Raw genomic sequence first — 21,081 nt, 5'->3', positions numbered from 1 at the left:
CAACCGGGAAACGGCGGGCGATGAACGGTCGGGGGAAAACGTCGATCCGGTGTCGGCGGCGAGGCCGGCGATGTCGCGGTCAGGCCGGACACCGGATGAAAAACAGCATGCTGGCGGGGAGTTGCCGGCCGGCCCGCCTGCGCGAACCGTACGGCGCCGCGCGGCCTGGCGGCGCGGCGGGCTTCAGCCCTGATCGTCGCCGGGCCACCAGGCCTTGGCCTCGCGGTCGACGGCGAGCGTGTCGAGATCCTTGCCTTCGAGCCATTTCGGCCGCGGGCCGCGCCCCGACCATGAGCGGCCGGTCGTCGGATCGTAGTACTTCGCAGGCGCCTTGCGTTTTCGCTGGACGATGTAGCCGAGCGCGCTCAGCACTTCCTGCTGTGAAATTCCCAAAAGCTCGACCTGTTCCTTGAATGCCGCAAGCGCGGCCTGCTTCTCCTTCTGCTTCGCATCCGACAGCTTGATGTTCAGGTCCCGAAGTTGTGCTTCGAGTTCCTGCAGGGCCTGGGTCATGTATTCATCCTCTTTGGGCATGTTTTTGCAAAAAGCTCCGACGGCCGAACCTACCACGAAGTTCCGCCGATCGGGGCTGTCAAATAAGTGAATCGTTTGCCTGAGCCGGCATGGTTTGCGCGATGCGCACTAAACGACGTCGTGCGTCATTGACAGGCAGGACCAGGCCGGCAACGCACGGCACGCCGCGTACGAATGCACGGAGCGAACGGCAGCGGCAAGTGATTCGCCGCACCATGGCACTGGCGCGGCATGGCGCGAATGATAGCAGTGCGGGGCGGCGCGTTGCAGAAGTCGCAGAACGCAGCCGGTGCGGATGCGATCGTTCAGCGGTCCGCGCCGTGGGCATCCCACACGATCCGGTCGAACCGCGCGCGCAGCTTCGCGCCACGCGCCGCATTGAGCGCAGTGGCATGCGCGACGCGTCCGGCCAGATGCGCGCGGAAATCCGGATGCGCGTCACGATTCTGCGACGCCGGGCCGTGCCGGATGCAATTGGTCAGGATGGCCTTCAGGAGATCGAACTCGTCGCGCGCCAGGTTCGGATGACGATTGACGACCACGCCGGCCAGTTGCTGCCGCGACCCGCGCCGCATCACGCGCGTCTTGCGCAGTTGCAGCGCGAAGCCTTCTTCGAGCGCAATCGCGGCAACCCTCACCTGCAGCCGCTCGAGGTTGCGCGCGAGCGCATTGCCGCCGGAAAACGCGAGATCGTCCGCATAGCGCGTGTAGGTTGCGTCGAGCGCTCGCGCGAGCGCGGCGAGCCGCAGGTCGAGCCGGAACGCGCACAGGTTCGCGAGCGCCGGCGACGTCGGCGCACCCTGCGGCAGATGCCGTTCCCGATAGCGCTGGCGGCCGATCCAGTCGAACCGGTCGCGCAGGTCCGGCGCGAGCAGCCGCGCCGACGGCACGCGATTGGTGCACAGCCCGGTGAGCGTACGCGCGACTTCGGCCGGATACCCGAGCGTCACGAACAGCGCATGCACGCGCGCGGCGCGCACCGACACGAAAAAATCCGCGAGATCGAAGCGCACGACGACATCGCGATCCGCATGCGGCGCCGCGAACGACACGATCCCGCGCCCCTTGCGAAAACCGTGTACCGCACCGTGCGGCGCAATGCGATCGAGCAGCCCGTGCAGGATGCGGCGCTGTGCTTCGCGCAACCGGCCCTTCGGGATTTCGACGAGGCGGCACCCGCCGCTGCGCTTGTCGACCGCGACATACGTGTAGTGATGCAGCGGCGTGGCGCTGCTGCGCGCGTCGACGCGCCAGTGATCGGACAGCCAGTCGAGCGCCGGCGCGCTCACGCCGAGCCAGCCGGCGAGATCGCCGGGCGTCGCCCATTGCGGCACGTCGCAGCCGGCGAGCGGCGCCGGCAGCGGCTGCTGGGCGAGCGGCCGCCGCACGATACGGATCACCGTCGGCCGACGATCGCCATGCCAGGCGCGCACGAACGCTGGCGCATCGGCCAGGACCGCCGCAAGCGCGTCGATCTCGACGCCGGCCCAGCTCGCACCGAAGCGCGCGAGCGCGGCATCCGCGCACTCCTGGACCCACGGCTGCGCGTCGCCGAGGACGGCCGTCATCCGCGCGATGACGCTGCCGCGCTCGGGCGAACCGGCGAGCATCGCCTCGGCAATCGTACGGGTGGTGTCGTGCAGGGATGAGTGCATGGACAGAGAGGGGCGGGACGATGAGTCAACGTGGCTGGTGCTGCGAGCGCAGTCGTTGCGCAACGCGCAACTCGGGCACTTGCGACGCATCGGCGTATCGATCCGATCCACGGGGTAGCCCCGTAGTCCTGGAACATCGGCTGCCTGTTCCGGGGGTGTGCTTGACCCACCGCCCCGCGTCGCGACTGTAATGGGCGGTGACGCCAGGTGTCAAATCGGGCTGGGCGCCGCGCTCATGCGCGCCGGGAAAACAGATCGCTGGACGCGATCGGCGCTACGCCGATGCCCACCATGCTGTTCAGTACCGTCGCCCAACTCGCGTCGCTCACGCCGACGGGAAACGACCGCACGCGATTGGCGAGCAGCCAGAAGGTGCGCGTCATGCCGTCGCTCATCGCGACCTCGTAACCGCTTGCTACCGTCCAGTAGCCGACCGACGGCATCGGCACCGGTGCATCGCGGCCGCCCTTGAACCCGGCGGCGGCCGTCGCGAACTTTCTGTCGAGCGGCATGGCCTGGCGCGGTACGCAATCCTGCGAATTCCGCTTCGGGAACGCGGGGCTCGTCTCGAGCCAGCGGCGATAGAACGTGTCGGCGTCGACATGGACGATGAAATGCTCCGGCCCGCCCGGCTGCGCCATCAGATAGCAGTCCGCCTGATTGGGCACCGGAACGCGCCACGTTGCGCGCTTCGCGCTCAGGTCGACCAGTTCGCAGGCCATCGGCCGGAGCCGGATCGATGAGGCGGATTCGGATTCGCGCAAGTCACGCGCGCGCAGGATTCCGTTGTGAAGACGTGTCAGCATGGGCCCTCTCTTTCTCTCGGTCTTTTGGAATGAGTCAGGGCCCGTGGAGCGAGCCGCGCCGCCGTGGCAGCGGCCGGCAATGCACGGCGTGCCGGCACCGCGATGCAGACACCCGGCGCCCTGACGCTCCCGACTGAATCGGGAACCGGCGCAGTGTATCGCCTTTCCGTGCCGGTCCGATGAACGCGACGGTTGCAATGCAGCATGCCTGCACGGGCCGGGCGCCGGGCAGTCCGGCTCAGCGCTCGAGCAGCCGCCCCAGCCGCATCATCGTGACGTTCAGGCCGAGATGGCGCATCGACGGCTGCACGATCACGCAATTGTCATACGGTGTGACGATCACGTCGTCGCCGTCGCGCGCGATCTCGGTACCGGCCTTGTCGATCACCTCGAGCCCCGTGAACGGCTGCGAGAACCGGAAAGCCATCGAGCGGGCGACCACCGGCTCCGTGATCTCGATGAACGTCTGCCGCACCGGCGCGGTTTGCGTGAGGAACGCCGCGACGTCGTCGCGCGCGACAACGCCCGCATGCAGCAGGAAGCGCGCGGCGCTGTCGAGCGCGACGTCGCGCGCGCTCGCGGCGAAGTGCTGGCCCGTCTCGATCAGCAGCGCATTCTTCGCGCTCGCCGGATCGCCGAAGCCGCCGTAGTCGCGCAGCCGCGTGCCGTTCGCATGACCGCGATCGACGATCACGTGTTCGGGCGTGCCGATCGCGGCCGCCAGCGCAATCGCCTTGTCGAGCGGCCCCGTCATCATCAGCGGCGCGGATGCTTCGTGCATCGAATGAATGTCGAGCAGCAGGTCGACCGTATCGAGCAGCGGCCGCATCGCGCGCGCACGCACAAGCTCGCGGCTGTCGCGCGTGCCGTCGAGCGCGGCCGGCGTCCACACGCGGTTCATGTCCTCGTCGAGATAGCGCGTCGCATCGGCGTTCTCCGTGCTGAAGCGCTCGTACGCGCCGACGTTGCCGAACCCGAGCGACAGGCGGCCCGCGACCGGGCGCAGGCCGGCGGCCAGCAGCGCGTCCACCGCGATCGCGCCGCTGACTTCGTTGCCGTGCGTGAGCGCCAGGATCATCACGTGCTTGCCGGGCTTGCCGCTGTCGAACGTATGCAGATAGTCGATGCCCGTATTGCCTGCGCGCCAGCGCGAGATGTCGGGAAAGGCCACTTCGATCGGATAGGCCGGCAGCGCGGCGCGGATGGCTTCAAGCGTAGTCATGTCGGAAGGATTCGTCAGGGTTCGGAAAAGGCGCAGCCGGCGCGTGCCGGTTACGCCCGAATCGGGTTCGCGTGAGGCCGGTCACGCCTCGGTCGCGCGCGTCGACGGCGCGGAGCTTGCCGCCGCACCGCGCATCCGGCGGCCGAGCGAGATCACCGACGTGATGCCGAGTACGGCCGTCGCCATCACGTAGAAACTCGGCGCCAGCTTGTTGTGCGTTGCGTCGATCAGCCAGGTCACGATCAGCGGCGCGAAGCCGCCGAACAGCGTCACCGAGAAGTTGTACGACAGCGCGAGGCCCGTGCCGCGCGTGCTGGTCGGGAAGATGTCGGCGAGCAGCGCCGGCAGCGGCGCAAGGCTCACCGCGATCAGCAGCCCGACGAGCGCCTGCACCGCGAGCAGCGTCTGGACGGTCGGATAGCGGTTCAGCATCACGAACAGCGGCCACGTCGTGACGCCGACCAGGATCAGCGCGATCAGCATCACGCGGATGCGGCCGAAGCGATCCGACAGGTGTCCGACGACCGGCGCCGCGACCATCAGCATCGCCCCCGTGACGACCGCGCCGAGATACGACGACGTGGCCGGGATGTGCAGCTGTTTCACCGCATACGTCGGCATGTACAGCTTGTGCACGTAGTTGAACGCCGTGGCCGTCGCGACGACGCCCGCGCCGAGCAGCATGTTCGCGCGATCGCGGACGAACACGTCGCGCAGCGGCGACTTCGCGCGCCCCTGCTCGCCGAGCCGGCGGAAATCGGCCGGTTCGTCGATGTTGCGGCGGATGTACAGGCCGACCGGGCCGATCAGCAGCCCGACCGAGAACGCGACGCGCCAGCCCCAGGCATGCAGCTGGTCGGCGGTCAGCAGCAGGCTCAGCAGCGCGGACACGCCGGCCGCGAGCACCGTCGCGAGCCCCTGCGTCGACATCTGCCAGCTCGCGAAGAAGCCGCGGCGCTTCGCGTCGGCCTGCTCGACCATGAACGCGGTCGCCGCGCCGAATTCGCCACCCGTCGAGAAGCCCTGCAGCATCCGCGCGACGACGATCACGAGCGGCGACGCGATGCCGATCTGCGCATACGTCGGCGCGAACGCGATCATCGCGGTGCCGACCATCATCAGCCCGATCGACACCGTGAGCGACGCCTTGCGGCCCGCACGGTCGGCGTAGCTGCCGAGCACGATCGAGCCGAGCGGACGCGTGACGAACGAGATGCCGAACGTGCCGACCGACAGCAGCAGCGAAGTCGCCGCGTCGTGCGTCGGGAAAAACAGCTGGCCGATCTGAATCGCGAAGTAACCGTAGATCAGCAGATCATAGAACTCCAGCGCGTTGCCGATGCTGGCGGCGCAGATCTCGCGCCACGGATTGTGCGGGGCCGGCTGCGCGGCGTGCGGGTTGCGGGTCATGCCTGTGCTCCTCCATTCATGCTGGCCGTCAGGATTTTGAAAGACGGCGCGCGGCGGTTGCCGGCGGCCGTTCGGGCCAGTCAAGCGCGGAGTGTAGGCACCGCGGGGCGAGCGTTCGTGCCGTTTCGGCACGCAATCGTGCTGATCGGCGCATCGCCCGCGCCGGGCGGCGCGGGCGGCGGGTTCAGCCGCCCGGCGCCTCGCCGTCGTCGCGGGACGGCGCGGTGCGCCAGATCGCGTCGAGTACCGGATGCGATTCGTTCCGGCGCCGGTACAGCGCGATGTCGAAGCCGATCTGCCAGTCGGCGCCGCCGACGATCGCGAGCTCGCCGCGCCGCACATCGTCCGCGACGAGCCGTTGCGGCAGCCACGCGAGGCCCAGCCCGCGCCGCGCCATCGCGAGGATCGCTTCGTAGGAGTCGGCCTGGTAGACGGGCCGCAGCGTCGGACGGTTCGGCATTTCGGCGAGATGGCGGGCGAGCACCGCGCGCAACGTCAGCGTGCGGGCGAACGCGAGCCACGGCACCGGCGCCTGCCCGGCCGGCAGCCGGTAGCGCGCGCTGCCGCGCGCATCCAGCGCGCTGACGGGCACCAGCACCTCGCGCGCGACGGACAGCCAGTCGAAGCGGTCGCGATCGATCAGCAGCCGCGTGTGCGGGCTCGAATAGACGATCAGCATGTCGGCTTCGCCGGCCGTGAGCTGCAGGATCGCTTCCTCGGCGCTGCCGGTCGACACGGTCGCCGTGAAAAAGCCTGCGCGCGCAACCGTCTCGTCGTACCAGTCGGGGAAAAAGGTGGCCGACAGCGTGCGGCCGGTCGCGATCCGCAGGTTGTTCTCCAGCACCGGCGACGCTTCCTGCAGTTGCGTGCGCGCGCCGTGCAGGATGTCGAGCGCGTTCGACGCGGCGTCGAGGAAGACGGTGCCGGCCGCCGTCAGTTCAAGCGGCTTCGTGCGCGCGATCAGCCGGGCGCCAACCCATTCCTCCAGCGAACGGATACGCCGGCCGAACGCCGGATGCGTGACGAAGCGGTTTTCGGCCGCACGCGTGAAGCTGCGCGTGCGGGCGAGTTCGACGAAGTCTTCGAGCCATTTCAGTTGCATGGCCTGGCTCCTGGGTGGGCGGTGAGGGGCTGCACGGTGCGCACGCCCGCATGCGGGGCGAACGGGCCGGCCGGTACCGGCGGTGTGGCGCGAACCGCGCGTGCCGACTGATCCTACAGCGCCTGCGGCGCATCGCGCAGCACGGTGCGCAACGCAGTGTCGAACGGCGTCGCGCAATCGATCCCGAGTGCCCGCACGCGCGATGCGTCCAGATGGCAATCGTACGGGCGCGGTGTCGCGTCGGTCGGCTGGTCGATCGGCTTGAGCGATGCGTCGATGCCGAGCGCGGCCGCGATTCGTTGCGCGATGTCGTGCTTCGTCATCGGCTCCTCGCCCGACCAATGGCGGATGCCCGTCACGGTTTCACCCGCGAGGTGACGCAGCGTCAGGGCCCGGATGACTTCCGCGACGTCGGGCGTATAGGTCGGGTAGCGGATCGCCCATGCGTCCATGCCGACCGCGCCGGCGCCCGGCCGCGCGGACGCGACGATCGCCGGGACCAGGCTCGTGACGGCCGATTCGCTCCAGTCGGCAATCGGGCCGAACAGCAACGGCAGGCGCAGCACGCAGGACAGTGGCGACGCGGCGAGAAGTGCCGCCTCGCCTTCCAGTTTGGTGCGGCCGTAGATGTTCAGCGGGTTCGGGGTGGCGTCTTCGCTGTACGGTGCCGCTTTGCCGTCGAAGACATAGTCGGTCGAAATGCCAAGCGTCCATGCGCCGTGTCGCGCGGCGAGCGCGCCGATGCGGGCCGGGGCCGTGACGTTGATCGCGCGTGCGGCAGCGGGATCGCGTTCGCAGACGTCGGGACGGCGCTCGGCTGCGCAGAGGATGACGGCCGCCGGCTTGCGGGTTTCGAACAGGTGTTCGAGGGACGGCTGGTCGAGGACGTCGAGTTCCGCGATGTTTTCCGGTGGCAGCGCGAGCCGTCTTGCGCCGGCGCTTTGCGGGTTCCGGAGGGTCGCCAGCAGCGTCAGCGACGATTCGCGAGCCAGGGTTGCGGCAACCGCGCGGCCGAGGAGGCCGGACGCGCCGATGAGGAGGATGGTGGGGACATCGGTCGACGAGGCTGGATTGGGCACGGGCGGCAAGGCGAGTTGAATGGAGGGGCGCGGGATCGCGTCAGGCGTTCCTGCGGCAGTCGTGCCGAGGATAGCGGAAAAAGCGGCACGGCCGGCGGTCCCGGCAATGGCGCGACCACGTCATCGGGATTGCGGGCGCCGGGACTCAGGGACGGGTTCGTCTCGACGCCGACGCGCCCACCTCGCGCCAACCGGCCAGACTGCGTCGTCCGGGAACGACCGTCTTGCCGGCCGCGTGACGCTGCTGCGCGCCGCATCGCGCTGCCGTTCCCTGCCCGCCCGGCCACGCGCACACTGGCGGCGCGGCGCCGGTCTTCGCCGCACGGCCTTGCGCCGAACCCGGCCGGCGTCGACACGCGGCGGGCCCGGTTGCGACTGCTGGCGGCCGACGCATCGGGCACGACGCCGAGCCCGCCAGCGACAACTTCGCGACCGGCCACCGTCTTTCCATCCCCAAAGAACCAGGCCCGGCACGCTTTCGCGCACCGGGCCCGCTTCCCCGGACAGGACCGTCCGTCGCGTTACTTCCGGTCGACCGAATACCGTCCCGGCCCGCTCAGCGCGAGCAACAGCAGCCCGCCGATGATGCTCACGTTCTTGTAGAAGTTGATCATCGCCATGTACTGCTCCATCCCCTGCAGCGCCCAGTAGCGATGGCCGATCAGCGCGGTCGCAAGCGTATAGGCGGCAAACGCCAGTGCGAGCGGACGCGTATAGAAGCCGATCGCGATCAGCACGCCGCCCACCAGTTCGACCGCCACCGCGATCGCGGCCGCCAGCTCGGGCGCCGGGTTACCCGTCGACGCCATGTAGGCGACCGTGCCCGAAAAGCCGTTCAGCTTCTGCCAGCCGAACAGCACGAACAGGATCATCATCAGTACGCGAGCCGCCAGCAGCAGCTCGTCCTTCTTCGACTCCAGCGAAACGTAACGCATAGCAATCACCCTTGAATTGACGGTTTGATGCATCCGGTGCCGATGCGCGCCGCATCGGTGCGCCAGGCCGGCAACGGACCATTCCTCGCGCAATCGGACGGCAAGCCACCGGGCCCGCCGCCGAAGAATCCGTCCGGTGCGCCGCGCTTGCCGGCGCGCTCCGGATCGGTTCTGGCGAAGCACGGATGCAGTCTACTGTCTCACTGAAAATCATCAATCCGCCGAAACATGATTCGCTGTCTCGAATCAGTGGACAATCGGAGGAAACCGGCTCGTCACGCGGCGTCCTGACCGCCGTTCAGCCCCCTTCCCTCCTGTTTCAGGAATGTGAAACGTCGCCACATCTTTGTCGTGACGGGATTCAATCGATATTGCGCTCTCGAATTGACATGCACCGTCCAGTGCCGTGCATCCCATCCGTTATTCAGTCATGCGCTCGATGTGTGATTCACCGGCGCTCGCTTCGTCCCGGCTACCAGGCCGGATTTGCAATCGACGCCGCATCCTGTTTCGAGCGACCACACATGGCCCGGAAATGCGCTGCGTCGAAGAAAAACATCTCGCATGCATGCGGCCTGGTGTCGCACGTGGCAGTGCAACGCCCACCAGACAAGGCTCACCGCCCGATATCCGCGAGCACGGACACGCTCGCCACACCGTTCATCCGCTTGATGTTTAGTGCGATGAACGAAAAACATGTCATCAAACATCCATGCTTTCAGAATGTTTTCAATGCCGTCGAAAATCCCTCAATAAATGCAATTAAAATCATGGTCTTGTGCTGAAACTTCGCATGCCTTCGCCGCACCCCGCACTTACCTTCCCCTCGTCACAGTTTTCACAAGAATAATTACAAAAAAATTACCAATTAATACCGATTTAAATATACGATAGCGCACCGATTCCTTCTTACGTTTTCCCGACAGCCCCCGCGAACCGCGGTGTGCGTTGTGCGGGAAGCGGCATGCAGGCGAATCGCCACGAGCCCGCGCGGATCGCCGCAGGCAGGCTCGGCAGCCGTTCGTCACAGGATCGCCTTTCAACCGGAGTCACCCATGGCAACGAACTCGCCCGTCAACAGCAGCGCGAACGCGAACGGCCTGTTGCAGCAGGCCGCGCAATCGATCATCAACGGTTCCACCGGCAACCCGGCGATGGATGTCGGCTCGCTCGTCAAGACGCTGGTGAACGCGAAGACGGCCGGCCGGGTCGCGACGCTTGCCGCCGCACAAACGACCGGCAATACTCGGATTTCCGCATTCGGCGCGCTGTCGGCGGCGCTGAGCGCGCTCGACGCAGGCCTGACGTCGCTGAAGAACGGCGCGCTGCAGTCGACGTTCAATGCCGTCGCGAGCGGCAAGGGCCTGACCGCGACGGCGGGTGCCGGCGCGGTCGCCGGCACCTACACGGTGGGCGTCACGCAGATCGCGACCGCCCAGGCGCTGTCCTCGGCGGGCTTCAACGGCAGCAAGGCGCTCGGCACCGGCACGCTGACGCTGTCGCTCGGCAGCCAGTCGTTCAAGGTCGAGGTCGGCAGCACGAACAACACGCTGTCGGGCATCGCGGCGGCGATCAACTCCGCGTCGGGCAACCCGGGGATCAGCGCGACGGTCATCAACGGCACGGACGGCGCACACCTCGTGCTCGCGTCGTCGAAGACGGGCTCCGCGAACGCGATCAGCGTTGCGGTCGGCAACGTGGCCAACGACAGCGGCCTGTCGAGCCTCGGCGTTACGTCGACGCCCGACACGGCCGGCGGCGCATCGAAGATCGACTCGGCGAACAGCGCGGCCGCATGGCGGCAGAGCGCCGTCGCACAGGACGCGAAATTCACGATCAACGGGATCGCATCGACCAGCGCGAGCAACGCGGTGTCGGGCGTGTTGACGGGCATCACGCTGAACCTGTCGACGGCCGCGGTCAGCGCGACCGATACGCAGACGCTGACGGTCAGCACCGACACGAAGTCGCAGGCAGCCACGATCACGAATTTCGTGAACCTGTACAACACGGCCGTCAAGACGATGGGCGCACTGTCGAGCTACACGGCAGGCGCGAGCACGCAGGGCGCGCTGATCGGCGATTCGACGCTGAACACGATCCGCAACTCGCTCGCGTCGATCGTTGCGCGCGGCGTCGAGACCGGCGCCGCCACCGAGAAGGGCAACGGGCACGTGAACCTGCTGTCGATCGGCATCAAGCTCGAGAAGGACGGCACGCTGAGCGTCGACGCCGCGAAGCTCGACGGCGCGCTGTCCGCGAACCCGGCGGGCGTCGCGCGCCTGTTCAATCCGGAGAACGGGATCGGCACGCGGCTGGCCGACCAGATCACGCAGTTCACGAAGAAGAACGGGATGATCGACGTGCGCACGAACGCGCTGACCGCCGATCTGAAGCGCGTGACGCAGCAGCAGTCGGATCTGTCCGACTACGCCACGCAACTGACCAAGCAGTATCAGGCGCAGTTCACGTCGCTCAACACGCTGATGGCCAAGATGAACTCCAACACGCAGTACCTGACCCGGCTGTTCGGCGGCGCGAACAGCAGCGGCGCGCTGTCGAACAAGTAAGCGGCCGGGCAGCACGTTGCGCGCGACGGTTCGAGCCGTCGCGGGCAGCGTCCTGCATGGAAAGGAAGTGGTTCATGCCCGGCCGTGCGCAAGCGCTTGCCGGGTTCGCGTCGTCGCGGCCGCCTGGCCGTGTGCGGGTTGCCTGAAACAGGCAGGCGTCAGCCCAGACCTTCGACGCGGTCGGCGAACAGATCGATGGCGCGCGACACCTGACGCCCGAAATAGCCTGGCCGCTCGCGCTCGTAGGCGCGCAGCAGCGACGTGCATTCGCGCTCGGCCCAGCGCCACACAGGGCCCTGCTTCGCGAATACCGGATGATCCTGCAGCTCGGCCGGGACCGCGTGCTCGTCCTCCCAGCCCCAGAAATAGGCCTGGTAGGTCCGGGCGAACGGCATGCCCAGTTGGTCCGCGACGGTCTCGTCGTGGCGCAGCGTGAAGTCGACGATCTCCTTGCGCGTGTGACCGTCGGCGTCGTGGCGCGCTTCGATCCAGCAGTGATATCGCGCAAGCTGCGACAGATGCCGTGCGGTGCGGCGCCGCTCGCGCGTCGTGCACAGCGCATACAGGTTGCCGGCGCCAAAATCCATCACTTCGCCGCCCGCGAACGGCCGGTAGGATTTGCCGGTCAATAGCGTCAGCACCTGCGCGCCGACGATCGCATAGTCGGCACAGCGCATGTAGCCGCTGCGCGTCGTCGCCTCCGACACGCTCCGGTGGACGGCCTCGTCGATCACGGCGTGCAGCATGGCATCAACCGGTGCCGCCAGGATCGGTGGCTGGCTTGTCGTCGTCACGTGTTGCATGAGGGGGCGAATGCGGATTCAGCGGTTCATCGGTAAAAAACACTCCGCGGCATAATATTACGAATCGTTACGGGAAGCGAAGAAGCGATTGCACAGATTTGTGCGCTTTTGTCGTGCGACGCAGAAACTTGCGCGGGGCGGCCGGCGGACGCGGCGAAACGCGCGGCGCGGCGAATCGAACAACCGGGCATCGGCGCCACGCTCGCGGGCGGCTCGAGTCGGGATGCGGAAGATGAAAGCCGGGCGGCACGACGACGCGGCGCCGGCGGGTGGCGTCGCCATCGCCTCAATCGGGCATCGCGGCGGTCGGGTCGCATGCGCGACGCCGGTTTTTCTCGCGGCCAACGGGCGGCCGCATGCACACCCTGCGATCACGCGCCGCGGCACCCGCGCGGCGCGCATTATGCCCCGGCGATCCGCCGGCGGAAATGTTCGGTTCCGGCCACGATCTTGTCGAGCACCGCATCGAGCGCCCAGAATCGCTCACGCACGTCGTAGTCGATCGCTCGGCACTTGATCGACGCGAAGGTGCCGATCCGCTGATGGTAAAGCTTCGCGAGCGCCGGGTAGCCCAGCGCTTCCGACACGGCCGACACCACCAGGAACGTGGACAGCTCGTCGGCCAGCGCCGGATTCGATTCGCCCTGCGTGCGCAGCCACCGGTAGAGATCCGGGTGGAAGTTGGTGAACACGCCGTTGAAACCGGCGGAACCGGCTTTCATCGCGTCCCATGCAATCGCGGCGTTCGCGTTCAGGATCTTCAGCGGCGATCCCGCGGCAAGCGCAACCCGCCGCTTCACCGTCGCCAGGTCGCAGCTCACGTCCTTGAGCATCACGAACCGGCCCGTGTCGATGCACGCGCGCAGTTCGTCGTCCGACAGCAGCCGCCGGTAAGGCGCCGGACACTCGTACAGGCCGAGCGGGAGATCCGACGGCAGTCGCGCGAGCAGCCGGTGCAGATGGTCGAGCAACGCGGCGCTGCCCTTGCGTTGCGGATCGAGCCGGTTGGTCACGAGCACGACACCCTGCGCACCCGATTCGGCCGCCGCGCACAGCTCGGCGGCTTGCGCGTCGAGATCGTCGCTGATGTGCCCGGACGCGACGACCGGCACGCGGCCGGCCACCCGCTCGACCACGAAGCGTGCGAGTTCCGCGCGTTCGGCCAGACTCAGGAACTGCATCTCGCTCGATTGCGCGACCGCGAACAACGCATCCGAGCCATGCGCCAGATACCATTCGATGAGCCGCTCGAGCCCGGCGTAGTCGATCGCGCCGGCGTCGTCGAACGGCGTCAGCATCACCGGCACGATCCCCTCGATGGTCACGTTCGATTGCTGCGGGTGTTGCATCTGTTTCTCCTTCCTTCAGTGAATGCGGATGCGGGCTGCGCGCTCAAGCCGGCAACGGTCCGGGCGCGGCGTTCGCGGCGTGTTCGGGAATCGGCTTGCGCACCAGCAGCAGGTAGGCCATCGCGCCGGCGAACGCGATCGCCGCGGCCGTCAGCAGCGCAGGCACGAACGACCACTTCTGCGCAATGATGCCTGTCAGGATCGGCGCAAGCGCGCCGCCGATGAAGCCGCCGAAATTCTGGATCGCGCCGAGCGACGCGACACGGCTCGGCGGCGCGGCCGCCGTCGCGAGCGCCCACGAGCAGGCCGACGCCGCGTTCGCGAGAAAGATCACGACCGAAATGCAGGCGAGCGCGACCGTGTTGCTCTGCACGAGCGCGGCCGGGATCGTGAAGGCGACCATCCCGAGCATCGCGACCACCACCGCGTTGCGCCGGCTCACGACCGGCGACCGGCTGCGGCGGGTCACCAGATCCGACAGCCAGCCGGCGACCAGCGAGCCGACGAACCCGCACAGGAACGGCACCGACGCGGCGAATCCGGTGCGGATCAGGCTCATGTGCCGTTCCATCGTCAGGTAGCCGGGCAGCCAGGTCAGGTAGACCCAGTTCAGGTACACGGAGCCGAAGAAGCCGATCAGCATCCCCCAGGTCGTGCCGTGCGAGAACAGGCTGCGCCATTCGGCGAAGGTCAGTTTCGGCGCCGCGACGACGCTTTGCGCGTCGGCATCGAGATAGCCGCGTTCGGCGGCGGACAGTTGCGCGCGCACCGGATCGCGATACAGCGCGAACCACACGACGGCGACGACGAGGCCGAGTGCGCCGGTCGCGACGAACGCCCAGCGCCAGTCGAACGATGCGACGAGAATCGACAGCAGCAGCGGCGCAAGCGCGGTGCCCAGCGGCGACGCCGCGTTGAAAATGCCGGTCGGCGTGCCGCGCGCGCGCAGCGGAAACCAGTTGCTCACCACGCGCGCGGCCGACGGGAACTGCGGCGCCTCGCCGATGCCGAGCACGATGCGCGCGACGATGAACCAGCCGAACGTCGACACGATACCGCCCGCCGCCTGCGCGAACGACCAGACGATCAGCCCGATGCCGAGCAGCCGGCGCGGGCCGATGCGGTCGACGAGCCCGCCGACCGGAAACTGGCACAGCGCATAGCTCCACGAAAACGCGGACAGCAGCAGCCCCATCTGCGCGAGCGACAGGCCGAGATCGCCGCGGATCGCCGAACTCGCGACGGCCAGCGTGCCGCGATCGAGATAGTTGACGATCCCGCTCGCCATCAACAGCGCGAGCGCGATGCGTTGTCCGCGCCGGATGCGTGGCGGCGCGGGCGGAACAGGTTGGTTTTCGTTCATGTCGGTTGTCTCCATGTCACTGGCATCGGCCGGTTCCGGCCGTTCCGTCGTCTGCGGAATTCAGGTATCCAGACGAATCACTTCGTCGCGCGTCGGGATCGAGCTTTGCGCGCCGTGGCGCGTGACGCTGATCGCGGCCGCACGCTGGCCGAAGCCGATCGCGTCGTCCATCGATGCGCCGTCGGCGCGCGCGGCCGCGAACCCGCCGACGAACGTGTCGCCGGCCGCGGTCGTATCGACGGCCACCACCGCCATCGCCCGATGGCGGCCGTTCCCCGCGCTGCCGCGCCAGCAGACGCCGCGCGCGCCGAGCGTGACCAGCACGTTGCCGACGCCCTTCGCGCACAGCGCATCGGCGGCGCGCACGGCCGACGCATCGTCGCCGACGGCGATGCCGGTCAGCGATTCGGCTTCGGTTTCGTTGACGACGAGGTAGTCGACCCGCGCCAGCAACGCGTCGAACAGCGGCTGAGCGGGCGCGGGGTTGAGCAGCACGGGCGTGCGGTGCGCACTGGCACAGGCAATCGCGCGCGCGACTGTCGCGACCGGCACTTCGAGCTGGCACACGAGCAGCGCGGCCGCGGCGATCGCGTCGCGCGCCGCGTCGATCCGGCCGGCATCGAGACGCGCATTCGCACCGGGCACGACGACGATGCTGTTCGCACCGCCTTCGTCGACCGTGATCGTCGCCACGCCGGTCGCCGTACCGTCGATCCGGTGCAGGTGCGTCACGTCGATGCGCTCCGCCGCGAGCGCGCCGTGCAGGCGTGCCCCGAACGCGTCGTCGCCGACGCAGCCGATCATCGCGACCGATGCGCCCAGGCGCGCGGCCGCGACGGCCTGGTTCGCCCCCTTGCCGCCGTGAACGGTCTGGAATGCCGTGCCGAGCAGCGTCTCGCCCGGCACCGGCAGGCGCGGCGCGCGCGTGACGAGGTCGATGTTGACGCTGCCGACGACAGCGATACGCGGTGACGTGGTGTCGTTCATGCTTGAATGTAACCGCTTACATTCGAGACCGACAAAATGCCCGAAGAGGCCGTCGTCTCTGAAAATTTCGCGATGCGGGTGGAATCCATGTCTGACATAATACGAAGCAGCAAGAAGATAGCGCTTACATTCTCACAGGATCGAATGCGGATGCAAGCGGGACCACCATGAATCGAGGGTAAACAATGACGCGACTGGCCACGCACGCCGCCGGCAGGCCCACCCCGCCGGGAGACAGCCGATGAGCACGCCTCCGTCCCGCGGTGGCGCGTCGCGGGCACGCCGCGGCAGCGGCCGCTCGGTGCTCGGCGATGTCGCGAAACTGGCCGGCGTGTCGACCGCGACCGTCTCGCGCGTGTACAACGATCCCGGCAAGGTATCGGCCGACGTGCAGCAGCGCGTACGCGACGCGGCGCGCGCACTGAACTGGATTCCGAATGCAGCCGGCCGCGCGCTCGCGTCCACGCGCACGCACATCACCGGCGCGATCATTCCGACGCTCGACGACCAGGTGTTCGCATCGCAGGTCGCGGGCATGCAGACGGTCATGGCCGAGCACGGCATCACGCTGTTCCTCGGCTGCTCGAACTACGATCCCGCGCAGGCACTCGCGCAGGTGCGCGCGATGCTGTCGCGCGGCGTGGAGGCCGTGTCGCTGGTCGGCGAAGCGTATCCGCCGGAACTGTTCGAACTCCTTGCGTTGCATCGCGTGCCGTACGTCGTCACCTATGCGTATCGCGACGACAGCCCGCACTGCTGCATCGGCTTCGACAACCGCGCGGCGTTCGCACGGCTCACCACGCACCTGCTCGATCTCGGTCACCGCGATTTCGCGATCATCATGCAGCCGTCGGCGGACAACGACCGCGTGCAGGCCCGCCTGCGCGGCATTCACGACACGCTGGCCGCGCACGGGCTCGCGGTGCGCCCCGTGCATCAGCACGAAGGGGCGGCCACGATCGCGTTCGGGCGGGCGAGCCTGCGCGCGATCGCGGCGCGCGATGCGGCGACGCGGCCGACCGCCGTGATCTGCGGCAATGACGCACTCGCTCTCGGTGCGTTGCTCGAAGCGCAGGCGCTCGGCATCGACGTGCCCGCGCAATTGTCGATCACCGGGTTCGACGACATCGCGCTCGCACGCGAGATCCAGCCGCCGCTGACGACGATGTGGGTCGACACCGACGCGATCGGGCGCCAGGCCGCGCGTGCGTTGCTCGACGCGCTCGAGAACGGCGCCACGGGGCCCGGCTGTGCCGTCCTGCCCGAGTTGCGCATGCGGGAATCGGCCGCGCCGCCGGCGCAGGTGCGTGCAACGCGCAAGACGTGAAGAAGTGCCGGGCGGCGGCGCCTGCTTACTGCATCACGTCGACCGGCAGCGTCTTGTCGAGCGTGTCGCGCCACGCGTTGATCGTCTTCGGCACGGTTTTCTTCCACGCCGGCACGTTCGAGTAGTAGCGCATCCGGACGTTGTTCTTTGCATCGAACACGAGCAGCCCGATCCACAGATCGGCGCCGCGGCGCATCACGATCGCCGCGTTCGTCGTCGCAATGCCGCGCACCCAGTACGACGTCACGTGTGCGTTGAGCCCATCGAGATCCTTCTCGTCGGCGCTGTCGTTCACCATGTCGACGAGCGTCTGATAATCGGCGCCGAGCAGCTTGTGCGCGGTCGCGTTCTGCTGCGCATCGGCGACGACCTTGAGGCTCAGCAGGTCGGCAGGCGGCCTGGCCCGGGACTGCGCGGCGCTCACGTAGTCGCCTGCGTACATGACGCCCGCGCCGGCGCCGCAGTCGAAATCGGCGCCTTGTTGCGTGACGCGGATGCGCCCGCCCTTCCGTTCGAAATCGAGCCGGCACTTGTCCTTGCGGTAGGTACCGCTGTCGCCGTGCAGCACGATGTCGCCGTCAAGCCCGCCGGTATTCGCGCCGTTATTGGCCCCCAGCTCGAAATGCAGGCGCGGCGCCGTGCCGGTCAACGTCAGCACGCCGCCGAACGACGGGTTGTCGCTCGTCATGTACCACGTCTGCTGCCAGCGGTCGGCGGCCAGCGGCGTACCGTTCAGGCTGGCGAGCCGTTCGCGGTAGCGATCGCCGAGACACGACGCGTCGCTGCCGCACTGGTCGCGCTGCTTGAGCCACTTCACCTGCGCGGCCTTCAGCGCGGCCGTATCGCCGCCCTTTGCGAGCGCCCTCTTCCACGCGGCCGACAGGTCGCCGTCGAGCTTCGACAGCGCGGCATCCGCGCAGATCGTCTTCTCGGTCGGCGAAGCGGCCTTCGCGCAGTCGAAACCGGCCGCGTGCGCGGCAACCGGCAGCAGCGCCAGCAGCGCAGCCGCCGCGACAGATGGCAGGCGCGTGCGTCGCTTGTCGGATGCGGAAATCGTGGCGTGTTCGCGCGTATTCGATCGGTTCTGGATGGTCATCGGCTTGATCGTCGCAGGGTCGCGCACCTGTAGAAGCTACCTGCGCGCGACAGTCGAGGTAAAAACGCCCGGCCCGGCATGCAGCGCATGCCACTGCCCGCCGAAGCGTAACCCGAATGCGCGACGCCGATCAATCGACGTTCGATGTCATTGCAACCGCTTCCGCAGCCACGCTGCATTGCACGATACCGTCGCGTAACTCGGCTTCCGTCGCATGATCGAAGATCCCGATGAACACCATCGCGCCATCCCCTTCGTGCGGCGCCAGCCCTTCGTCTTCCATCGACGAGAACCGGATGCGCCGCGCGGCGACCTGGCACACGCGCGTGGCGACCGCACCGGCCGCGTCGGCCACGCGCACAATGCCTTTCGCGCGCAGGATCGTGCGCGGCAATGCTTTCAGCCATGCACGCAACCGCGCCTTGTCGAGTACGTCCGGCACGGCGACGGCGAGGCTTGCGAACGCCGGCATCGCGTCATGACCGATCGGCCGGTGCAAGCGCGCGATACCGCCCGGCAACGCGCAGCGATCTGGCACGGCCGTGTCGAACAGCAGCGCGAGCGGAATCTCGCCCGCCCGTGCCGCAACGACGACATCGGTCGGCGCGCACGCGCGCACGTCGTCGAGCACCGCATCGCGCCGTTCCGGTGCGACCAGGTCGAGCTTGGTCACGACGATCGCGCCGGCGCCGTCGAGCTGGCGCTGCGCCATCGCACCGACGAGCGGATCGGCCAGCGTGTCGCGCCACGCGAGCGCGTCGGCGACGACGAGCACCGACGTCAGCCGGAACGCCCCGTTCAGCAGTCCGATCTGCGCGATCTTCGCGGGATCGGCCACGCCGCTCGCTTCGACGAGCAGCAGTTCGGGCCGCACGTCGCGCGTCGCGACGCGCGTCAGCGCATCGACAAGTGCGCCGCCGATCGTGCAGCAGATGCAGCCGTTGTCGAGTTCGATCACGTCGTCGCCGCGCGCGCGTACGAGCCGCGCGTCGATGTTCACCGCACCGAAATCGTTGACGAGCACCGCGATGCGCCGGCCATGCGGCGCCTGCAGGATCGCGTTGACGAGCGTCGTCTTGCCCGCGCCGAGATAGCCGCCGATCACCGCGAGGTCGATCGGTGCAGGCGCGGGCGCGGCCATTGCAGCGCGCGCGCTCATCGCGGCGACCGGAACACGCGCCCGCCGAGCACGGTGCCCCACACGGCGAATGCCTTCAAACGCGCGGGCGCGCACACCGACGGATCGTCGTCGAGCACCGCGAAATCCGCATACTTGCCGACTTCGATGCTGCCGACGAGATGGTCCATCCGCAACGTGTAGGCCGCACCCAGCGTGATTGCATGCAGCGCATCGTCCACCGTCAACCGCTCGCCCTCGCCGAGCACACGCCCGGACGCCGTCTCGCGCTGCACCGCGCACCATGCGGTAAACAGCGGATTCAGCGGCGTGATCGGCGCATCCGAATGCAGTGCGAACGGAATACCGAGCCGCCGCGCGGAGCCGGCCGCGTCCATCCGGTTCGCGCGATCGGGGCCGATCGTCTGGCTGTAATGCGCATCGCCCCAGTAGTACAGATGATTCGCGAAGAAGTTCACGCACATCCCGAGCGCGCGAACGCGCTGGAGCTGCGCGGCGTCCGCCATCTGGCAATGCTGCAGCGTATGGCGATGATCGGGACGCGGATGGCGCGCGAGCAGCGTCGTCATCGCATCGAGCACGACATCGGTCGCTTCGTCGCCGTTGGTATGCACGTGCAGTTGCAGCCCCGCGCGATGGAACGGCTCGAACACGTCGACAAGTTGCGCGGGTGGGATCAGCCACAGCCCGTTCGGCTGCCCGCCCGCATAGCCGGGCCAGCGCACGCGTGCGGTGAAGCCCTGGATCGAGCCGTCGACGATGAACTTCACCGGCCCGAAATGCAGCTTGTCGGTGTTGCGTTCGATTTCGCCAAGCACGCTGTCGGCCGACCGCGCCGGATTGCGCTGCGGCGCGAATGCCGGCACGATCCGCACCGGGTAATCCGGATCGGCGGTCACCTCGTGCAGCGTGCGGTTGCCGTCGGCCGACAGGTCGTTGACGAGATCGGTGGCCGTCGTCACGCCCGCGAGCTGCGCGACGCGCCCGAAATTCCAGACCGCGTGCGGCTTCTCGCTCGCGGAAATCGCCAGCTTGCCGCCGATCGTCTGATACACCGGCAGCATCGCCGCGAACTCCTGCAGCTCGCCGGTCGGGCGGCCGTCGGCGTCGCGCGACACGCCGTCGATGTCGGTGTCCTCGTCGATGCCCGCACGCGCCAGCATCGCGCCGTTCACGTTCATCAGGTGCACGCTCGCATGCAGGATCGCGATCGGCCGCCGCGCCGACACGCGATCGAGTTCGCGCACCGTCAGCCGCGCGGTGCCGAAGAAGATCGGATCGAAGCCCCACGCGAGCAGCGGCCCGTCGTCGGTCATCGCGCGCTCGGCGTCGGCGAGCCGGTCGAGCATCGCGTCGAGCGAGCGCAGGCCCGGCCACAGCGTGCCGTCGGGGCCGCGCCGGTCGTAGTAGCCGACGTACACGGCATCCCACATCGCACCTTCCATCAGGTGGCAATGCCCTTCGACGAGCCCCGGCATCAACACCTTGTCGCGCAGCGTGTCGTCGGCCCCGCACGCCCCGAACCGCGCGGGCCACGCAGCCGCATCGGTGGCGTCGCCGACCGCGAGGATGCGACCGTCGCGCACGGCGACGTGAGTGGCCGACGGCTGCGCCGGGTTCATCGTCAGGATGCGGCGCGCGGTGAAGACCGTCACGGGTGCGGCCGGAGTGGCGGATGCTTGCATGGGGGGCGGTTCTCCTTTGC

Annotated in this window: 17 protein-coding genes; 2 read left to right on the top strand and 15 right to left on the bottom strand. The window is 68.2% G+C overall.

All coding sequences use genetic code 11. The features are described 5' to 3' along the window. Nucleotides 1-183: 183 nt before the first annotated feature. The 8 genes from OHZ10_RS37655 to OHZ10_RS37620 form a co-directional block, all read right to left on the bottom strand. Nucleotides 184-513 (bottom strand): H-NS family nucleoid-associated regulatory protein, encoded by a 330-nt coding sequence (locus OHZ10_RS37655; protein WP_059241212.1) that lies wholly within the window; start codon nt 511-513, stop codon nt 184-186. Nucleotides 514-839: 326 nt separating this feature from the next. Then, nucleotides 840-2,189, bottom strand: coding sequence for a reverse transcriptase family protein (locus tag OHZ10_RS37650; RefSeq protein WP_342706202.1), 1,350 nt, complete (start codon nt 2,187-2,189; stop codon nt 840-842). 233 nt (nt 2,190-2,422) lie between these two features. Next, on the bottom strand, nt 2,423-2,995 hold the full coding sequence (locus OHZ10_RS37645) for a plasmid fertility inhibition factor family protein (RefSeq protein ID WP_342706201.1): 573 nt from the start codon (nt 2,993-2,995) through the stop codon (nt 2,423-2,425). Nucleotides 2,996-3,233: 238 nt separating this feature from the next. Next, nucleotides 3,234-4,217, bottom strand: coding sequence for a succinylglutamate desuccinylase/aspartoacylase domain-containing protein (locus OHZ10_RS37640; RefSeq protein WP_059241209.1), 984 nt, complete (start codon nt 4,215-4,217; stop codon nt 3,234-3,236). Between the two features lie 81 nt (nt 4,218-4,298). After that, the gene (locus OHZ10_RS37635) at nt 4,299-5,627 is read right to left on the bottom strand and encodes an MFS transporter (protein ID WP_059241208.1); all 1,329 of its coding nucleotides are present in this window, start codon (nt 5,625-5,627) and stop codon (nt 4,299-4,301) included. 184 nt (nt 5,628-5,811) lie between these two features. After that, nucleotides 5,812-6,729 (bottom strand): LysR family transcriptional regulator, encoded by a 918-nt coding sequence (locus OHZ10_RS37630; protein ID WP_059241207.1) that lies wholly within the window; start codon nt 6,727-6,729, stop codon nt 5,812-5,814. A 113-nt stretch (nt 6,730-6,842) separates the two neighbouring features. Continuing rightward, the gene (locus OHZ10_RS37625; protein ID WP_174993574.1) at nt 6,843-7,808 is read right to left on the bottom strand and encodes a dTDP-4-dehydrorhamnose reductase family protein; all 966 of its coding nucleotides are present in this window, start codon (nt 7,806-7,808) and stop codon (nt 6,843-6,845) included. A gap of 521 nt (nt 7,809-8,329) precedes the next feature. Continuing rightward, the gene (locus tag OHZ10_RS37620; protein ID WP_059241206.1) at nt 8,330-8,743 is read right to left on the bottom strand and encodes a DoxX family protein; all 414 of its coding nucleotides are present in this window, start codon (nt 8,741-8,743) and stop codon (nt 8,330-8,332) included. A 1,055-nt stretch (nt 8,744-9,798) separates the two neighbouring features. Here OHZ10_RS37620 and fliD point away from each other — a divergent pair. Then, a complete protein-coding gene (fliD, locus tag OHZ10_RS37615) occupies nt 9,799-11,313 on the top strand; it encodes a flagellar filament capping protein FliD (protein ID WP_342706200.1) in 1,515 nt (504 codons plus the stop codon). Between the two features lie 158 nt (nt 11,314-11,471). Here fliD and OHZ10_RS37610 read toward each other — a convergent pair whose 3' ends face one another. The 4 genes from OHZ10_RS37610 to rbsK form a co-directional block, all read right to left on the bottom strand. Next, nucleotides 11,472-12,116, bottom strand: coding sequence for a hypothetical protein (locus tag OHZ10_RS37610; RefSeq protein WP_256087673.1), 645 nt, complete (start codon nt 12,114-12,116; stop codon nt 11,472-11,474). A gap of 401 nt (nt 12,117-12,517) precedes the next feature. Then, nucleotides 12,518-13,465 carry a dihydrodipicolinate synthase family protein gene (locus OHZ10_RS37605; protein WP_174993576.1) on the bottom strand — a complete coding sequence of 316 codons (948 nt, stop codon included), beginning with the start codon at nt 13,463-13,465 and terminating at the stop codon, nt 12,518-12,520. Nucleotides 13,466-13,508: 43 nt separating this feature from the next. Then, nucleotides 13,509-14,828: an MFS transporter gene (locus tag OHZ10_RS37600; protein WP_059242397.1), complete on the bottom strand. Its 1,320-nt coding sequence runs from the start codon at nt 14,826-14,828 to the stop codon at nt 13,509-13,511. A gap of 60 nt (nt 14,829-14,888) precedes the next feature. Next, nucleotides 14,889-15,815, bottom strand: coding sequence for a ribokinase (gene rbsK, locus OHZ10_RS37595; protein WP_342706199.1), 927 nt, complete (start codon nt 15,813-15,815; stop codon nt 14,889-14,891). A gap of 241 nt (nt 15,816-16,056) precedes the next feature. Here rbsK and OHZ10_RS37590 point away from each other — a divergent pair, with 241 nt between their 5' ends. Beyond that, a complete protein-coding gene (locus OHZ10_RS37590) occupies nt 16,057-17,142 on the top strand; it encodes a LacI family DNA-binding transcriptional regulator (RefSeq protein WP_059241201.1) in 1,086 nt (361 codons plus the stop codon). 25 nt (nt 17,143-17,167) lie between these two features. Here OHZ10_RS37590 and OHZ10_RS37585 read toward each other — a convergent pair whose 3' ends face one another. The 3 genes from OHZ10_RS37585 to OHZ10_RS37575 all read right to left on the bottom strand — a co-directional run bounded on the left by OHZ10_RS37585 (nt 17,168) and on the right by OHZ10_RS37575 (nt 21,061). Then, nucleotides 17,168-18,238, bottom strand: coding sequence for a lysozyme inhibitor LprI family protein (locus OHZ10_RS37585; protein ID WP_342706198.1), 1,071 nt, complete (start codon nt 18,236-18,238; stop codon nt 17,168-17,170). A 130-nt stretch (nt 18,239-18,368) separates the two neighbouring features. Further along, nucleotides 18,369-19,397 carry a CobW family GTP-binding protein gene (locus OHZ10_RS37580; RefSeq protein WP_404823524.1) on the bottom strand — a complete coding sequence of 343 codons (1,029 nt, stop codon included), beginning with the start codon at nt 19,395-19,397 and terminating at the stop codon, nt 18,369-18,371. Then, complete coding sequence (locus OHZ10_RS37575; RefSeq protein ID WP_342706197.1) at nt 19,394-21,061, bottom strand: amidohydrolase; 1,668 nt, start codon at nt 21,059-21,061, stop codon at nt 19,394-19,396. Before OHZ10_RS37575 ends, OHZ10_RS37580 begins: the two co-directional genes overlap by 4 nt. Nucleotides 21,062-21,081: the final 20 nt, after the last annotated feature.

The sequence above is a fragment of the Burkholderia arboris genome, from assembly GCF_038723655.1.
GTDB lineage: Bacteria > Pseudomonadota > Gammaproteobacteria > Burkholderiales > Burkholderiaceae > Burkholderia > Burkholderia arboris.
Note: the sequence above shows the minus strand (reverse complement) of the source record. Positions and strands in the feature narration are given on the sequence as shown.

Excerpts from the sequence above, each read along its gene's own strand:
- OHZ10_RS37630 (WP_059241207.1), bottom strand. The coding sequence starts at position 6,729 with ATGCAACTGAAATGGCTCGAAGACTTCGTCGAACTCGCCCGCACGCGC.
- OHZ10_RS37650 (WP_342706202.1), bottom strand. The coding sequence starts at position 2,189 with ATGCACTCATCCCTGCACGACACCACCCGTACGATTGCCGAGGCGATG.
- OHZ10_RS37655 (WP_059241212.1), bottom strand. The coding sequence starts at position 513 with ATGACCCAGGCCCTGCAGGAACTCGAAGCACAACTTCGGGACCTGAAC.
- OHZ10_RS37585 (WP_342706198.1), bottom strand. The coding sequence starts at position 18,238 with ATGACCATCCAGAACCGATCGAATACGCGCGAACACGCCACGATTTCC.
- rbsK (WP_342706199.1), bottom strand. The coding sequence starts at position 15,815 with ATGAACGACACCACGTCACCGCGTATCGCTGTCGTCGGCAGCGTCAAC.
- OHZ10_RS37645 (WP_342706201.1), bottom strand. The coding sequence starts at position 2,995 with ATGCTGACACGTCTTCACAACGGAATCCTGCGCGCGCGTGACTTGCGC.
- OHZ10_RS37640 (WP_059241209.1), bottom strand. The coding sequence starts at position 4,217 with ATGACTACGCTTGAAGCCATCCGCGCCGCGCTGCCGGCCTATCCGATC.
- OHZ10_RS37620 (WP_059241206.1), bottom strand. The coding sequence starts at position 8,743 with ATGCGTTACGTTTCGCTGGAGTCGAAGAAGGACGAGCTGCTGCTGGCG.
- OHZ10_RS37575 (WP_342706197.1), bottom strand. The coding sequence starts at position 21,061 with ATGCAAGCATCCGCCACTCCGGCCGCACCCGTGACGGTCTTCACCGCG.
- OHZ10_RS37635 (WP_059241208.1), bottom strand. The coding sequence starts at position 5,627 with ATGACCCGCAACCCGCACGCCGCGCAGCCGGCCCCGCACAATCCGTGG.
- OHZ10_RS37605 (WP_174993576.1), bottom strand. The coding sequence starts at position 13,465 with ATGCAACACCCGCAGCAATCGAACGTGACCATCGAGGGGATCGTGCCG.
- OHZ10_RS37590 (WP_059241201.1), top strand. The coding sequence starts at position 16,057 with ATGAGCACGCCTCCGTCCCGCGGTGGCGCGTCGCGGGCACGCCGCGGC.
- OHZ10_RS37580 (WP_404823524.1), bottom strand. The coding sequence starts at position 19,397 with ATGAGCGCGCGCGCTGCAATGGCCGCGCCCGCGCCTGCACCGATCGAC.
- OHZ10_RS37600 (WP_059242397.1), bottom strand. The coding sequence starts at position 14,828 with ATGAACGAAAACCAACCTGTTCCGCCCGCGCCGCCACGCATCCGGCGC.
- fliD (WP_342706200.1), top strand. The coding sequence starts at position 9,799 with ATGGCAACGAACTCGCCCGTCAACAGCAGCGCGAACGCGAACGGCCTG.
- OHZ10_RS37610 (WP_256087673.1), bottom strand. The coding sequence starts at position 12,116 with ATGCAACACGTGACGACGACAAGCCAGCCACCGATCCTGGCGGCACCG.